The following is a 15,507-nucleotide window of genomic DNA, read 5'->3' as shown; positions in this document are numbered from 1 at the left end:
CGCGCTCAGAACGCATGACGAGTGCGCCGCTGGTGTTGAGCGTGGCGCCGATGAGCTTGTCGCCAGCGCGCTTGCTCACGGGGACGGGTTCGCCGGTGAGCATGGACTCGTCCACCGCGCTGGTGCCCTCGACCACCGTGCCGTCCACGGGTACTTTTTCGCCCGGGCGCACGCGCAGCAGGTCGCCCACGTGCACGTGCGTGAGCGGCACGTCCTCCTCGCCGCCATCGACGCGGATGCGCCGTGCGGTCTTGGGCGCCAGGCCCAGCAGCGACTTGATGGCCGCCGAGGTCTGCGACCGCGCCTTGAGCTCCAGCATCTGGCCCAGCAGGGTCAGCGAGATGATCACCGCCGCGGCCTCGAAGTACACCGCCACCCGGCCCATCGAGAAGAAGGATTCCGGAAAGACCTGGGGCGCCAGGGTGGCCACCACGCTGTAGAGGAAGGCCGCTCCCGTGCCAATCCCGATCAGCGTCCACATGTTGGGGCTGCGGTTGGCGATCGATTGCGCGCAGCGCACGAAGAAGGGCCAGCCACCCCACAGCACAATGGGTATGGAGAGCAAGAGCTCGAGACGGCTTTGCGTGGCCATCTCGAACCAGCCGAAGCGGTGGCCGGCCATGGCCAGCACCGTGACCACGACGGTGAGCGGCAGCGTCCACCAGAAGCGCCGGCTGAAGTCGACCAGTTCCGGGTTTTCGTCTGCCGCATCCAGGTCGGGCAGCAGCGGCTCCAGCGTCATGCCGCACTTGGGGCAGTTGCCGGGGTGGTCCTGCCGGATCTCCGGATGCATCGGGCAGGTGTAGATCGTGCCCTCGGGTGCTGGCGCGGCGTCTTGCGCAGTGGTTGGCGCCGCCACGGCGCCGACGTACTTGGCGGGCTCGGCGGCGAACTTGTCCTTGCAGCGGACGCTGCAGAACCAGTACGGCCGTCCCTCGTGCTCCAGGCGGTGGGGCGACTGCTCGGTAACCGACATGCCGCACACCGGATCCTTGAGTCCGGTTCTTCCTACAGGGCTCGTGCCGTGCGTTTCATGGGGGTGGCCGTGCCCGTGGTCATGGCCGGAGTGAGCATGGTGGTGTGCGTGCGAGTCCATGGCGTTACTTCCGGTCAGAGCCCAAAGAATCCTCACCACGCGAGCCGCCGCCGTGATGGCCGTGGCCGCCGTGACCATGGAAAAGGTGCATCAGCGGGCAAGCCAGGAGCAGCAGGTACGGCCAAAGGCCTGCCACATGGCCCCAGTGCTCGCGCAGCAGGTAGAAGCCGCCGATGAGCAGCAGCATGATGACGACCGTGGTCCACGGCCCGCGCCGTGTACCACTGTCATGCCGTCCGGTAGAGCTACCGTGGTGATGAGAAGTGTCCATGCGATTTTCTCCTTGAAGGTGCCGGCGCAAGCCCGACTGCATGGTGACCATCGTGCTTCCCATCATGGGAAGGTCAAGCCCTGGCGCGCCACCCGTAGCCAGGGCTGTGCCTCATGGCCTGGAGGAAAGCGTGGCGGGCGACGATGCGTTGTCGCGCTGCGTATCCATGCTGCCCATGCCACCACCCGGCCCCATGCCGCTCATCATCCCCATGCACTCCTGCATGAGCTTCATGTGCTCGCCCATCAGGGCTTCGCGCTCCTTGGGCGTGCTCGCCTTGGCCATCTTCTCGTGCATCGCGCGCATGGCCCTCATGTGCTGGTCCATGCCGGCCATTTGGTTCATCGATTCCATCTGGCCGGCCTGCCCGGTGCCGCCTGCCGGCGGGGCGGGTGCAAGCACTGCCGAGGCGGCTGCCGCGGGTACGGATGCGCCGTCGGGATGATGCGCGGCGTGGTCTTGCGGCTTGGTCTGCGCGCAAGCGCCGAGCCAGATGGCGGCCAGGACGGCCGTGATGGTCAGGGTGCGACGGGACATGGTGCGAATCCTCCGAGACGGTAGGTTGGGAAATCAGGCACCCCGCGGCGACGACCATCGCACGGGACCAAGACGCGCAGCCCACCGGGCACGGACCGTGACGGCGTGCTCAGGCGGGCTGGCAGGTGGCGGCTCTAGATCGTGAGCCGCAGAAACGCGATGGGAATGGGCGGCGGCGCCGGCAGGACGACGGCATCAGGGCGCGGCACGCGCGCCGGAACAAGGGCAGGCAGGATCAGGCAGGACGCGGCCGTGGTCGACGCAACGCAATCCTGCCAGGGCAGGTCGCCGTCGCCGGGCTTGGACACGGCGTGCTGCTCGCCGTCACACAAGCTCTTGCATGCCTGCTGTCCGGGTCCCGCGTCATGGCCAGCGCCATCATGGCTGTCGGCCAGGTTGCCGGCGTCATGGTGATGACGGTGACTCGCCTCGCTGACCGAATGTGCGTGCGGTTGCGCATGCTGTGCCATCTCTTGCTGCCGCTCTTTCAGCACGCAGGCATTGGCAGCGCCGGCCATCCATCCGAACAGCAGCGCCCAGCACATCAGCCGGGCGATGAAGCGGATCAAGGATGACCGGAACACAGGACGCATGGAGGGTGCAGTCGCAACACGCGTTGGGGTGACGCCTTGATGCTACGCCCAGGCCGCCGGGCCGACTTGATCCGCGTCAATGGGCCATCCGTGCCCGCGATGGCTGGCGATCAGTTGCCCGTCCCACCCATTTCGCTTGCGCTGCCAGTATGCCTGCCCCTGAGGCCGCTCAGCGGCTGGTAGTCACAGATCTCGAAGCGGTGACAAAGCATGTCGCGCATTTCATCGATGCTGCGCAATTGCTCATGCTGGATGCCGGCACAGTAGCGGTGCAAAGCCTCATGCTTGATGTCCGCGGCCACCAGGCATTCGGTCGCCTCGGTCACGGCCATGTAGTGATGGCGCGCCATCGTCTCCAGGAAAGCGTGATCGAACTGAGCGCCGGCCGGCGTCGACTCCAGCAACTGGATCTGCTGGCGTCCCATGTCCGTAAGCTGCGGCTCGTGGGACTGACCGTACCAGTTCTTGAGGTACATCCTGGCCTGGTCGATCTCCTCGCGCTGCGCACGGTTCTCCATGCGTGCCATCGAGCGGATGCTGCCCGATTGGGCCTTGGCTGGCGTGGCCGCGTACCCGGGCGTGGGGGAGGTGCCCTCGTTGTAGCGACCGAGCTCCGCATTGCGCGTCGTATCCGTGCCCGCGGCAAGTTCCGACATGCGCAGCGCCGAGAAGTGGTGATCGATGATCGACTTCAGGAATTCGACCTCGAATTGGGCCGTGAGACCACGGCCGGGAGCACTTTCTTGTGCATGAAGCGACTGCACGGGCAGCGCCAACGCCAGGGCAGCCGCGGCCAAGCCGGCACGCGAGAGCAAGGAACGAGTCACGGTGTGAGGCTTCATGGTGGACCTTTCACAAGAGACAACGACGCTGCCGACGAGCGGCAACGGACATATGCCTGGTCACCTGCAAGGGAACTGACCGGTAGCGAGTTCCTGGCTCAGCGACCCACAGCTCAACCCGCCCCCGTACCGGCGTGCTGTGCCATGTGGCGGCACTTCTCAGCGCAGCAAGCGGCAACCCCGCGCACATTCCTGGCGATGTGGCGCTTGATGCGTTGCACATTGGTCACCGCAGGCCCTACAAATCTGTGCCCGTGAGTAGCCACTGCGGTCGCGAATTGGCTGTCGCGTGCCATCATCGTCATGCCGGCTCGGCGCGGCAGGCGGCTGCACGTTCGCTGCATGCCACCACGCGCCTCAAACGCTTCATGTGCCATCGGGAACTCCTCGGATCTGGCGCCTTCATCCTGCGCTCAGGCGTAGGCAATGCATGTTCCTTCGCATAGGCTATGTGTTGCTCGCGCAACATTCCCTGCCGGCTTGATCCGAGCCAGGCACAACAACTGAGGAGTGCTCCTTACCGTTGTCCTTGCAAAACGACTACTGTTGTCTGGATCCTTTGCGAAGCTCGTTGAAGAGAAGAACTGTGCCGAGCGGCCGAGCAGCCGCCCGGTGGCACTCTTACTGGCCGGGGTGCAGTTCCGTCACCACCAAGGCGCCGCCCTGCTTCTCGACGTGGAAGCGCACCTTGTCACCGACATTGACCGTGTCGAGCATCGCGGCGTCCTTGACCTGGAACACCATGGTCATGGGCGGCATGTCGAGGTTCTTGATCTCGCCATGCTTGATGGAAATCTTCCCGGCCGTCTTGTCGATGCGGCGCACCTCGCCTTCCGTCATGTCGGCGGCTGTCGCAGTGGCCGTAGAGCCGGCCGAAGGTTGCGTGGAAGCGCCGGGTTCGGCAGTCTGTGCAACCGCGGACACGGTGCCGGCACAGGCCAGCAGTGCAGCCAAAAGAATCTTGTTCATCAGGGAGCCTTTTCAGCGGTAGGGTTGGTAGACGATGCTCGTGCCGTCCTTGCGCAGCAGCACCACGTCGTAGGGGTCCTTCTGGCCGTCGTAGTCGGGGCCGTCCATGCCGGGTGATCCGACGGGCATGCCGGGCACGGCCAGCCCGATGGCTTCAGGGCGTTCCTTGAGCAGGCGCCGGATCTCGCGCGCCGGCACATGGCCCTCGATGGCGTAGCCGTTCACCAGCGCCGTGTGACAGGAGCCGTACTTCGCATCAATGCCCATGCGGCTTCGCATCGCGGTGTTGCCGGTGTCGTGCACCTTGGTGCGAAAGCCATTGGCCTCCAGGTGCGTGATCCAGTCCTTGCAGCAGCCGCAGGTCGGGCTTTTCCAGATCTCGACAAGCGGCGCGGTGGAAGCCTGGGCTAGGGGAGCCAGGGGCAGCGCAGCCAGCGTGACCAGCAGTCGGCGGCGTCGCGGGCTCATCGCGCAGCCACCTTGATCTTGCCCACCATGCCGGCCTGGTAGTGACCGGCGATCAAGCAGGCGAAGTCGAAGTCGCCGCTCCGATTGAAGGTCCACACGATCTCGCCGGTCTTGCCCGGAGCCACGTGTGCCATGTACGGCTCATCGTGCTCCATCCCGGGAAACTTGGCCATCAAGGCCGCGTGCTCGTCCAGCTCCTTCTTGGTGCCAATCACCATTTCGTGCATCACCTGGCCGGTGTTGCGGATCACGAACCTGACCGTGTCCCCCTGCTGGATGTTGAGCAGGTCGGGAGTGAAGCGCATGTCGTCGGACATCTTGATCTCGATAGTCCGCTTGATCGGCTTGCCATGGCCGGCGATGCCCCAGGGCTTCTGCTCCCTCTTGACCTCTTGGGGCGCCTTTGCCGGGTGCGGCTCTTCCCCGTGCGCGAAGGCTGCGCCAGAAGCCGCAAGAAGCAAGGCCAACAGTGTCGTTTGAACGCGTCGCATGGTGCTGCGCTCAGTGCTTGTGCGAGCCGCTGCCGCCGGTCTTGGCGACCGTGACAGCGCCCTTCATGCCCGCGTCGTAGTGACCGGGCTGCAGACAGGCGAAGTCCACCTTGCCGGACTTGGTGAAGTGCCAGATCACTTCGCCGGTCTTGCCGCCGGCCAGGGTGATCATGTTGGGCTCCTCGTGCTCCATTTCCGGGTTCTTGAGCATCACCTGGTAATGCTCCTTGAGCTCGTGCTCCGTACCCAGCACGAACTCGTGCTTCAGCTGCCCGGAGTTCCTGACCTTGAAGCGGACCGTTTCGCCTTGCCGGACGTTGATGCTCGGAGGGTTGAAGCGCATGTTGTCGGTCATGTCGACTTCGACCGTGCGGGTGACCTTGGCCGCCTCACCAGGCACGCCAATGGCGTCGTCGCTGGCATGGCCGTGGCCGCCGGCATGGTTGCCCCCGGCCAGTGCCAAGGTTGCCGTCAGTGCCAGGGCCAGCGAGGCGGCAATCGAGTGAATCTTCATGGCTGCTCGATTCTTCAAAACAGTTGGGTATGAAACTGATGCACGGCCTGGCTCAGTGGCCGCCGTGTCCCGAGCCGCCCGTCGGCTTGCGGACCTGCATCTCCACGGCCTGCGCCGGCTTGCGTGCCAGCGGCATCGACTGGCCACCCGCCGTGAAGGAACGGGCCGGCTCGGGCAGCGTGCCGGTGAACTCGTAGGCCACCTCGCCGGGCGGGTGCTTGTACCAACCCGGATCCTTGAAGTCGCCGCGCTTCTGGCCGGCCCGGACCTTCATGACCGTGAACATGCCGCCCATCTCGACCGGGCCGAACGGGCCTTGGCCGGTCATCATGGGCAGCGTGTTGTCGGGAATGGGCATCTCCATCTCGGCCATGTCAGCCATGCCACGCTCGCCCATCACCATGTATTCCGGGATGAGCTTGTTGACCTGCTTGGCGATGCCCCTGTGATCCACGCCGATCATCGTGGGCACGTCGTGTCCCATGGCGTTCATCGTGTGGTGGCTCTTGTGGCAGTGGAAGGCCCAGTCCCCAGGCTCGTCGGCAAGGAACTCCACCACCCGCATCTGGCCGACGGCCACGTCGGTCGTGACCTCGTTCCAGCGCGCGCTCTCGCGAGTCCATCCGCCGTCCGTGCCGGTGACCATGAACTCGTATCCGTGCAGGTGGATCGGGTGGTTGGTCATCGTCAGGTTGCCCATGCGAATGCGCACCCGCTCTCCAAGACCGGCCACCATGGAGTCAATGCCCGGGAACACCCGGGAGTTGAAGGTCCACAGGTTGAAGTCGAGCATCTCGCTCACGCGTGGCGTGAAGCTGCCGGGCTCGATGTCAAAGGCAGTCAGGATGAAGCCGTAGTCGCGGTCCACCGCCATGAACTTCGGATCCTTCGGATGCGCAATGAACATGCCGTACATGCCCATGGCCATCTGCACCATCTCGTCTGCGTGCGGGTGGTACTTGAAGGTGCCACTGCGGCGCACGACGAACTCGTAGACGTAGGTCTTACCGGGCGGGATGTGCGGCTGGGTCAGGCCGCCCACACCGTCCATGCCATTGGGCAGGCGCAGGCCGTGCCAGTGAACCGTCGTGTGCTCGGGCAACCGGTTCGTCACGAAGATGCGCACACGGTCGCCTTCGACCGCTTCGATCGTCGGCCCTGGGGAGGTGCCGTTGTATCCCCAGAGGTGCGCTTTCATGCCGGGGGCGAATTCACGCACCACCGGTTCGGCCACGAGGTGGAACTCCTTGACGCCGTTGTTCATGCGCCAGGGCAGGCTCCAGCCATTGAGCGTGACCATCGGGTTGTAGGGACGCCCGGTGTTGGGAACCAGCGGCGGGGCCGTCAGCGGGCTGGTCTGGATGACCGGTTCGGGCAAGGCCGCCATGGCAACCTTGCTTACCGTGGAGGCCGCGACCGCGGCGCCCGCCGCGGCGGTCCCGGTCAAGAAGCGGCGTCGACTCGTCGTCATGTCTGGATACTCCGTAATGGGGTTCAATGGCCGCCGCCACCGCCGCTGCTGGCAGCGGCTGGTTCGGCCTGCAAGGCAAGCGGGGTCATGGGCGTGCCAATCAAGGAAGCCTGCAAGGCGGCATCAGCGAGCCAGAAGTCGCGTTGCGCGTTGATGGCTTGGCTCACGCTGGTGATCTGCTCACGCGCGTCGGCCAGCAACTCGAACACGCCGATCAGCATCCCGTTGTAGCGAAGCTGGTTTTCCTCGGCGATCCGCTTGCGCAGCGGCACGACCTCTTCGAGGTAGTGCTTCGCCACGTCATAGCCGGTTCGATAGGTGCCATAGCTGTCGCGCACCTGCGAACTGGCGTCGACCGCCAGCTGTGCGGTGCGGTTGAGTGTGGCCATGTAAGTCGCCTGGGATCGAGCCCGAATGGCATCGCCAAAGTCGAAGATCGGCAGCGGCAGCTCAAGCTCGTATCCCTTTTGCACGGGCTCTCCGGTTTCGCTGTTGCGTACGCCAGCCACCTCGAACCCGTTGACGAAGCTCGTGACACGGGAGAGTCCAAGGTTGCGGGCGGTGAATTCCAGGCCCGCGCGCGCCTGTCGGATGTCGAGCCGCTGGTCCAAGGCCTGTTGGGCAACCACCGCTTCGTCCTTCGGCGCCTTTGGCAGGTCCGGCAGACGGTCAGGCAGCTTGAGCTGCTGGGCCTGCGACTCGTTCAAACCAAGGGAGCGCGCCAACGCCTCGCGGGCGCTCCGGGCGGCCTGACGGGCACGCGCCAGCTGGGTTACCGCATCAGCGGCAAAAGCCTGCTCGCGGGCGCGCTGCAGCTTGCTGAAGTTCCCCACCGATTCCATGCGGCGCGCCAGCTCGGCGCTCGCGTCGGCAGCCACCTTGACCTGCTCAAAGTACTGGACCGATTGCTGCGCAGCCACGGCGCGCACCCAGTTCTGCCGGGCGGTGGTGGCCGTCTGCACCACGTCACTGGCCAGGCGCAGCTGGAGCTGCTGCTGCTGGAAATCAGCGGTCCGCAAACGGGCCGGCAGCAACAGCAAGTCGAACACGGAAACGCTCAAGGCGCGGCCAATGTCCAGATCGGTCTCGCCGCCTTCACGCCGCACCAGGCGCTCGAAAGTGAAGACGGGATTGGGCAGGCGCGCGAACTGCGTGGCTGCTGCGGAGTTGGCTGCGCCTTCGAACAATGCTGCCTGCAGTGCCGGGCTGTACGCCAATGACAGGCGCACCGCGTCGTCGGCACTCAAGGGCTTGGCCAGAGTGGCATCGACGTCGCTTTGCGCCTGCTTGCGAGCTTCCTCGCTGTTGAGCCACTTCACCTGCGCACCCAGCCGGGTCTGCGTGAGCTCCTGGACGTTGGAGAAGTTCTTGTTGATCGCGGTGCTGGCACATCCGCCGAGCAGAAGCACAGTGGCAAGTGCGGCCGCAGCCACCAGCCGGGGACGTGGAGCGGCCCTTGAAGTCATGGTTCGGATCATCAGTGGTGGTTCTTGTGGTCAGCAGCGGGGGTGGCATCCTTGGCCGGCGGTGCGGCCTCGGACCGCGGCGTGGCCGGGGCTGCGGAGGCTCCGCCAGTCATGGGCTGCGCAGTGGCTGCACCCTGATGCCCGGCGTGGCCGCCGTCCTGGCCCGCAGCCTCCCGCGCGTAAACCCGCCAGCCGCCGATGCGGCCGACGTTGTCGTTGGCCCCCTTCCATGAAACGACCGGTTCGTCGGTCAGGCGGCGATAGCCTTCAAACGCGGATTGATAGCCAATCACCTGGCCGGTCGCGTTAGACGGGCTCGACGCAGTTGCTGCCGGCGTTGCGGTCGCAGTCGCTGCAGTTGTGCCCGTCACTGCGGTCGGGTTGGCCTGGGTGGTCTGGGCGAGCGCCGGCATGGCGCCGACGGCAAACAGCACCGTGGCCAGCGCGGCACGGTTGTAGAAAGGCATGACGTTCCTTGCGAAAAGCCTCCCCCAGCATTTGCACCGTCGCGCGGTACGCGGTTGCCGGGGGAGTGAAAACGGGTGGGAAGACAGCGTCGGCGACGCGGCGCCAATGGGCGCGCGTGCGCCATCGGCACGCCTTCAAGGCGCTTCAGGCAAGGAGGGATCGAGGCGGACGTTCAGGACCGTCGGTAAGAAACTGGGCGGCGGTCTGTGGAACGGTCGGTGCGACGAAGTTGGAAACCCACACCGGGTCAATGCGCACGCCAGCGGCAGGCATGGCCATCGTCACATGGCACAACGAGCAGGCACTGCACTTGAATTGCGACAGCTTGTCCAGTTGCTGTTCTTCGTCGGGCAAGACACCGTGGTGGCCGTGCGCCGGCCCGTCAGCGGCACCGCTGTCAGCACCATGGTGGTGCATCGCAGCGGCAGAGCCGCTCACGCCGCGGGCGTGCTCAGCATGGTCGTGCACGGCCGAAGCGGCTGCTTCCACCTGGGCCATGCGGTGATGGCTCGGTCCGCACGCGGCCATGGTCACGGCAGCCCATCCCTGCACGGGAAGGGCCATGACCAACAGCCACGTCAATGCGATCCGGAACCAACGGTGCATGTGAAAATTCTAGGCGATGCTTTGGATCTTGCTGGGCCGATGTCCCGAGGCTTTAACCATAAGAAAGTCATGGTGGCCAAGCCCGGAAAGCCTCGGCGTTGTGAGCCGTTCCCGATGCCGCGATCCCCGCGGGCTTCAGCGAGAGAGCAGTTGGGTGAGCTTTATCGCCCCGTCCACCTTGTCGGCCTTGAACCTGACGCTGTCGCCGACTTTCACGTTGGCCAAAATCTCGGGATCAGCCCGGAATACCATCGTCATGCTCGGCATGCCGAGGTTTTCAATCGGGCCGTGCTTGAGCGTGATTTTGCCCTGCTCGGGATCAATCTTTTTGACCTCCGCATCCGTGTAGCCGGCAGGGGTTACTGCCGCTCCCGACGACAAATCTGTGGCAGCCATGGCCACCCAGGGCGCCAGTGAAGCCAGGGCCGTGGACAGAATCAGAGCTTTGAAATTCACCGTTGAACTCCTGAAAATCATGTCCTGACTGGACTGATCGGCGTACAGATCATTTTCCGGACAGGCAGGCCGCCTGTGATTTCGAGCTGTCGCCTTTCGTCATGGCCGTGACTATAGAAACTGCCGTGGCACGCGAAGCGCACTGGTTCATTACGGTTTTGTAATGTGCTTGCGGACTGCTCCTGGGCGACACTGTGACAATGCGAATCTTGGTAGTGGAAGATGAGGTCCGGCTGGCGGAGTACGTGAAGAAGGGCCTGAGCGAGAACGGCTACGTCGTGGATCTGGCTCACGACGGCATCGATGGCAAGCACCTGGCGATCGAAGGCGAGTACGACCTGCTCATACTCGATGTGATGCTGCCTGGCATTGACGGCTTTGGTGTGCTGCAGCAAGTGCGCGAGCGCAAGGACACGCCAGTGCTGATGCTGACGGCCCGGGACAAGGTGGAAGACCGGGTGCAGGGACTCAAGAGCGGCGCCGACGATTACCTGGTCAAGCCGTTCGCGTTCTCGGAACTGCTCGCGCGCATAGAGGCGCTGCTGCGGCGCAGGGTCGGCAGGGCCTTGCAGCCGGTGACGACACTGCGGTTGGCGGACCTGGAAGTCGACCTGGCGCGCCGCAAGGCCACTCGCGCTGGCAAGCGGCTGGATCTGACGCCCAAGGAGTTCACCTTGTTGACGCTGCTGCTGCGCCGCCAGGGTGAGGTCCTGTCGCGCACCGTACTGGCCGAGCAGGTCTGGGACATGCACTTCGACAGCGAAACCAACGTCATCGACGTCGCTGTGCGGCGCCTGCGCGCCAAGCTCGATGAGGAGTTCGACAAGCCGCTGTTGCACACGGTGCGCGGCATGGGCTACGTGCTGGAGCTGCGTGATTGATGGTCAGCCGTTCCATGGCGGCCCGGCTGACCGTCGCCCTGTCGTTGCTGGCGGTGCTGGTCTTCTCGACGGTGGCCCTGCTGCTGCAACGGGCGTTGCAGGATGAGTTGGAACGCACTCGGCGGCAGGATCTGGCCGGCAAGGTGGACGTGGTGCATCACTTTCTGGAGGAAGTCCAGGAGACGAAGGACCTGCTGAGCCTGCGGCATCGCTTGGACGACGCGCTGATCGGCGACGGGGAGATGCGAATCTGGCTCATCACGAACGACGGCGTGGTGCTGTACGGTGGCAGGCAGCGGCCCGAGGTAAGCCAGTCGGAGTCAGGAGAAATGCGGGTCCGGCGTGAAGACGGATTGCCGATGAAGGGCCAGCGCATCAATTTGTCGGCTCATCCGATCATCCCGCCATCGGAGCTCATCGTGGCGGTGGACACCCGAGAGCAAGAGGCGCTGCTTCGCCGCTACCGCAACACGATCGCCACCGTCTGTGGCCTGGGCGTTGCATTGACGGTCCTGGTCACGGCCTGGATCGCGCGGCATGCGCTGCAACCGGTCAAGCGGCTGTCACGGGAGGCGGCAGGGCTCAGCCCGCACGCCTTGTCCGCCCGCCTCTCGCCGGTAGACACGGCGGAGCTTCAGATACTGGTGGAGGCTTTCAACCGGGCGCTGGACCGGGTGGAGTCGGCTTACGAAAAGCTGGCGGGGTTCAGCGCGGATGTGGCGCATGAGCTGCGCACACCGCTGGCGACAATGATCAATGCCACCGAGGTGGCGCTGCGGCGGCCGCGTTCGACGGATGAACTGCGGGAAACACTGATGCTCAACCTCGAAGTGCTGCGGGAGCAGTCGGGGCTCGTCAACGACATGCTGTTCCTCGCCGGGGCCGACCGTGGACAGCTGGCCGACAGCTTGCAGCCCACCGACTTGAGACACCAGGCAGAGCGGGTCGCGGAGTACTTCGAGCCGCTGCTGGAGGACAAGCATCAGCGGATCGCCATCGAAGGAGCCGTCACAGTGACCTGCAACCCGTCGCTGATCAGGCGGGCTCTTGTCAATCTGGTGGGCAACGCCACCCGCTATACGGAGGCGCATGGGACGATCACCATCACGATGAGCGAGCGCGCGGGCATGGTGAGGCTTGCCGTGTGCAATCCCGGACCACCGATTCCCCCAGAGGCCCTGCCCCATCTGTTCGACCGCTTCTTCCGCGTCGACCGCTCGCGCAAGCGCTCAGGCGGCCATCACGGCCTGGGGCTCGCCATTGTTCGCGCAATCGCCCTCATGCACAGCGGCAGCACGTTTGCTCACTGCGCCCAGGGCATTACTGAAGTCGGATTCGAGTTTCCGCGTGCGGATCATTCGGAAAGGTCTGCAGCCGACTTCAGTGATGCGAAAACCTCGTCAGCCTAGTGAGTCATCCGGCAAGACGGGTGGATTTCTGCCTGGAGGAGACTATCTGGGGAGGCCGGCGACAAGGCCGCCGGCAAAGAGCACGGGATCAGATGCATTGGCTGGCTACTTCGGGCGGATACGTCCCTCGCCCTCTACGCCGCTCAAAACGCGTCCAAGCCAAAGTCCACCCCTCTTGCCGGATGACCCACTAGCTTCACGTGGCAGCGCGGCCGCACATGGCGCGATACAGGAGGGTCAGGGTGCAAGCTCAGGCGTGGACAGGTGCTGTTTATTAATCCCGACACCGAAGCCAAAAAAGGCATTGATCGATCGCGCGTATCGGGATCAAGGACGCGGAGTGTCGACCCTCCCGCGATGGCAAGGTCAAGCGTCTGTGCCAATGGCCCGGGTCACTGAGATGGCATTTCAGCTTGGCATGCCGTCACGGATTCGCAGGCTTACTTCAGCGTGAACCTGACCGGCGTCGCACTTTGGCCAGCCAAGGTGACGCTGGCCAGGGCCTTGGTGCCCGCGGCGGGCTTGAACGCGCCCTTGGCTTCCAACCGGTCGCCCATGGGTGCCAGCGTCACCTCGCTCTTGTCGGTGACGGACAGCAGCGTGAGCCGGGCCGAGGCGCCCTTGAGGTCCACGGGCTTGCCGTGGTCGGAGATGTACAGCGCCACGGCGTCGGGCTTGACGACGAGCTCGTAGTTGACGTCCTTGACGACGCTGACCACGCCGCCGTGGCGGGCCTTGTCGTCATGGCCGGCATGGGCGCCGGTGCCGGAATGGTCGTGGCCCTTGTGGTCGTCCGCCGCCATCACGGGCAGCGCCAGGGCAGCCATCGCGGCCAGCGAGCAAAGGGTTCTCGTGAAACTCATGTGGGTTGCTTGATGGGTCAGGTTTGCAGGTTGGGATTCGTCGATGGCAACGACCGCGGGGACGGCTCATCGGCTTCCTCGTCTTCGTCGCGCCGGTGCGCCATGCGGTAGAGCACCGGCAGCACCAGCAGCGTCAGCGCCGTCGAGGACAGGATGCCGCCGATGACGACGGTGGCCAGCGGGCGCTGCACCTCGGCGCCGGTGCCCGTGGCAATGGCCATGGGCACGAAGCCGAGCGACGCCACCAGCGCCGTCATCAGCACCGGGCGCAGTCGCGTCAGCGCTCCCTCGCGGATGGCGTCGTCCAGGCTGCCCCCTTCCTCGCGCAAGCCGCGGATGAAGGACAGCATCACCAGGCCGTTGAGCACCGCCACGCCCGAGAGGGCGATGAAGCCCACGGCCGCCGAGATCGACAGCGGGATGCCGCGCAGCCACAGCGCCACGATGCCGCCGGTGAGCGCGAAGGGAATGCCCGTGAACACCAGCAGCCCGTCCTTGAGGTTGCCGAACATGGCGAACAGCAGCGTGAAGACCAGCGCCAGCGACAGCGGCACCACGATGCGCAGGCGGTTGCTGGCCGACTGCAGGTTCTCGAACTGGCCGCCCCAGGTGGTCCAGTAGCCTGCGGGCACCTTCACCTGCTGCAGCGCGGCTTGCGCTTCGGCCACGAAGGAGCCCAGGTCGCGCCCGCGCACGTTGGCGCTGACCACCACGCGGCGCTTGCCGTCTTCGCGGCTGACCTGGCTCCAGCCCGGCGCCTGCTGCAGCGTGGCCACTTCAGCCAGCGGGATGAAGCGCGGCCGCTCGCCATTGCCATTGCCGCGCGGCAGGGCGATGGGCAGCCGCTCCAGCGCCTGGGGATCGGCGCGCAGCGCCTCGGGCAGCCGCACCAGGATGTCGAAGCGCCGGTCGCCCTCGAACACCGTGCCGGCCTCGCGTCCGCCCAGCGCAGTGGCCACCGTGTCCTGCACGTCGCCGATGTTGAGCCCGTAGCGGGCCGTCTTCTCGCGGTCGATGGCTACCGTCAGCAGCGGCAAGCCCGTAGTCTGCTCGACGTTGACCTCCGCCGCGCCGGGCAGCCGCCGCAGCACGTCGGCGATTTGCGCCGCAGTGGTGTTGAGCTGCTCCATGTCGTCGCCGAAGACCTTCACCGCCACGTCGGCGCGCACGCCGGAGATCAGCTCGTTAAAGCGCAGCTGGATCGGCTGCGAGAACTCGTAGTTCTGCCCCGGCAGCCTGGCGACCTCCTCCTGCACCGCCGCCACCAGCTCCTCGCGCGTGCGCCGCGGCTCGGGCCACTGCTCCCGGGCTTTGAGCATCACGTAGGCGTCGGAGATGTTGGGCGGCATCGGGTCGGCGGCAATCTCGGCCGTGCCGGTGCGCGAGAACACGCGCTCGATCTCGGGGAACTTGTCCTTGAGGGTGCGTTCGAGCTGCTGCTGCATCGCCACCGACTGCGTAAGGCTCGTGCCGGGGATGCGCAGCGCCTGCACTGCGAAGTCGCCCTCGTCGAGGCTGGGCACGAATTCGCTGCCCAGACGCGTGGCGAGCAGCCCCGAGAGGACCACCGTTACCACCGCGAACGTCACGACCACCGCCCGGGCCGCGAGTGCGCGCTCCAGCAGCGGCGCATAGCCGCGCCGCGCGGCGGCCATCAGGGCGTTCTCCTTCTCGGCCACGCGGCGCCCGATGAAGAGCGCCACCGCCGCCGGCACGAAGGTCACCGACAGGATCATGGCCCCCAGCAGCGCGATCACAACCGTGAAGGCCATTGGGTGGAACATCTTCGCCTCCACTCCGGAGAGGGCGAAGATGGGCACGTACACGATCATGATGATCAGCTGCCCATAGAGCAGCGGCCGCCGCGCCTCTTGGGAGGCGAGGAACACCTCGTGCAGCCGCTCGCGCAAGGTCAACGGCCGGCCGTGGTGGCCTTGAGCGTGCGAGAGCCGGCGCACGCAGTTCTCGACGATCACCACCGCGCCGTCCACGATGATCCCGAAGTCCAGCGCGCCCAGGCTCATGAGGTTGGCGCTCACGCGCTGGCCCACCATGCCGGTAAAGGTGAAGAGCATGGACAACGGGATGACGAGCGCCGTGATCAGC

At 65.5% G+C, this 15,507-nt stretch carries 19 protein-coding genes; 2 read left to right on the top strand and 17 right to left on the bottom strand.

The window, feature by feature from the left end; genetic code table 11:
- The 15 genes from ALA01S_RS27535 to ALA01S_RS27470 form a co-directional block, all read right to left on the bottom strand.
- Positions 1-1,096: HAD-IC family P-type ATPase (locus tag ALA01S_RS27535; protein ID WP_157119319.1), on the bottom strand; the 1,096-nt coding region annotated here is incomplete at its 3' end.
- Between the two features lie 4 nt (positions 1,097-1,100).
- Positions 1,101-1,367, bottom strand: a complete 267-nt coding sequence (locus ALA01S_RS27530) for a DUF2933 domain-containing protein (RefSeq protein WP_238455978.1) — start codon at positions 1,365-1,367, stop codon at positions 1,101-1,103.
- Positions 1,368-1,478: 111 nt separating this feature from the next.
- Entirely contained in the window at positions 1,479-1,904 is a 426-nt protein-coding gene (locus tag ALA01S_RS27525; RefSeq protein ID WP_066342470.1) for a hypothetical protein, read from the bottom strand.
- Positions 1,905-2,038: 134 nt separating this feature from the next.
- Entirely contained in the window at positions 2,039-2,473 is a 435-nt protein-coding gene (locus tag ALA01S_RS27520; RefSeq protein WP_066342469.1) for a hypothetical protein, read from the bottom strand.
- A 134-nt stretch (positions 2,474-2,607) separates the two neighbouring features.
- Positions 2,608-3,339 carry a DUF305 domain-containing protein gene (locus tag ALA01S_RS27515; RefSeq protein ID WP_157119318.1) on the bottom strand — a complete coding sequence of 244 codons (732 nt, stop codon included), beginning with the start codon at positions 3,337-3,339 and terminating at the stop codon, positions 2,608-2,610.
- A 159-nt stretch (positions 3,340-3,498) separates the two neighbouring features.
- Positions 3,499-3,672, bottom strand: coding sequence for a four-helix bundle copper-binding protein (locus ALA01S_RS35570; protein WP_507762117.1), 174 nt, complete (start codon positions 3,670-3,672; stop codon positions 3,499-3,501).
- 288 nt (positions 3,673-3,960) lie between these two features.
- Positions 3,961-4,308: a copper-binding protein gene (locus tag ALA01S_RS27510; RefSeq protein WP_066342467.1), complete on the bottom strand. Its 348-nt coding sequence runs from the start codon at positions 4,306-4,308 to the stop codon at positions 3,961-3,963.
- 12 nt (positions 4,309-4,320) lie between these two features.
- Entirely contained in the window at positions 4,321-4,776 is a 456-nt protein-coding gene (locus tag ALA01S_RS27505; protein WP_066342466.1) for a DUF411 domain-containing protein, read from the bottom strand.
- Positions 4,773-5,267: a cupredoxin domain-containing protein gene (locus tag ALA01S_RS27500; RefSeq protein WP_066342465.1), complete on the bottom strand. Its 495-nt coding sequence runs from the start codon at positions 5,265-5,267 to the stop codon at positions 4,773-4,775. Before ALA01S_RS27500 ends, ALA01S_RS27505 begins: the two co-directional genes overlap by 4 nt.
- A 10-nt stretch (positions 5,268-5,277) precedes the next feature.
- Positions 5,278-5,781, bottom strand: coding sequence for a cupredoxin domain-containing protein (locus ALA01S_RS27495; RefSeq protein WP_066342464.1), 504 nt, complete (start codon positions 5,779-5,781; stop codon positions 5,278-5,280).
- A 52-nt stretch (positions 5,782-5,833) separates the two neighbouring features.
- Complete coding sequence (locus ALA01S_RS27490) at positions 5,834-7,252, bottom strand: multicopper oxidase family protein (RefSeq protein WP_066342463.1); 1,419 nt, start codon at positions 7,250-7,252, stop codon at positions 5,834-5,836.
- A 23-nt stretch (positions 7,253-7,275) separates the two neighbouring features.
- Positions 7,276-8,730 carry a TolC family protein gene (locus ALA01S_RS27485; protein ID WP_238455977.1) on the bottom strand — a complete coding sequence of 485 codons (1,455 nt, stop codon included), beginning with the start codon at positions 8,728-8,730 and terminating at the stop codon, positions 7,276-7,278.
- Positions 8,730-9,185 (bottom strand): hypothetical protein, encoded by a 456-nt coding sequence (locus ALA01S_RS33605; protein WP_066342462.1) that lies wholly within the window; start codon positions 9,183-9,185, stop codon positions 8,730-8,732. Before ALA01S_RS33605 ends, ALA01S_RS27485 begins: the two co-directional genes overlap by 1 nt.
- 145 nt (positions 9,186-9,330) lie before the next feature.
- Positions 9,331-9,792 (bottom strand): hypothetical protein, encoded by a 462-nt coding sequence (locus ALA01S_RS27475; RefSeq protein WP_066342461.1) that lies wholly within the window; start codon positions 9,790-9,792, stop codon positions 9,331-9,333.
- Positions 9,793-9,927: 135 nt separating this feature from the next.
- Positions 9,928-10,248: a copper-binding protein gene (locus tag ALA01S_RS27470; RefSeq protein ID WP_238455976.1), complete on the bottom strand. Its 321-nt coding sequence runs from the start codon at positions 10,246-10,248 to the stop codon at positions 9,928-9,930.
- 200 nt (positions 10,249-10,448) lie between these two features.
- On the opposite strand from ALA01S_RS27470, the gene ALA01S_RS27465 reads away from it, so the two are divergent.
- Together ALA01S_RS27465 and ALA01S_RS27460 are read left to right on the top strand one after the other, a co-directional pair.
- Entirely contained in the window at positions 10,449-11,129 is a 681-nt protein-coding gene (locus ALA01S_RS27465) for a heavy metal response regulator transcription factor (RefSeq protein ID WP_066342459.1), read from the top strand.
- Positions 11,129-12,538: a heavy metal sensor histidine kinase gene (locus ALA01S_RS27460; protein WP_066342458.1), complete on the top strand. Its 1,410-nt coding sequence runs from the start codon at positions 11,129-11,131 to the stop codon at positions 12,536-12,538. Before ALA01S_RS27465 ends, ALA01S_RS27460 begins: the two co-directional genes overlap by 1 nt.
- Positions 12,539-12,978: 440 nt before the next feature.
- On the opposite strand, the gene ALA01S_RS27455 is transcribed toward ALA01S_RS27460, so the two are convergent.
- Together ALA01S_RS27455 and ALA01S_RS27450 are read right to left on the bottom strand one after the other, a co-directional pair.
- Complete coding sequence (locus ALA01S_RS27455; protein WP_066342457.1) at positions 12,979-13,401, bottom strand: hypothetical protein; 423 nt, start codon at positions 13,399-13,401, stop codon at positions 12,979-12,981.
- Between the two features lie 17 nt (positions 13,402-13,418).
- The coding region (locus tag ALA01S_RS27450; RefSeq protein ID WP_157119317.1) for an efflux RND transporter permease subunit at positions 13,419-15,507 on the bottom strand (2,089 nt) is incomplete at its 5' end.

Origin of the sequence: Azohydromonas lata NBRC 102462 (assembly GCF_001571085.1) — a bacterium.
Lineage (GTDB): Bacteria > Pseudomonadota > Gammaproteobacteria > Burkholderiales > Burkholderiaceae_C > Azohydromonas > Azohydromonas lata.
This window is presented reverse-complemented; position numbering and strand designations above follow the sequence as displayed.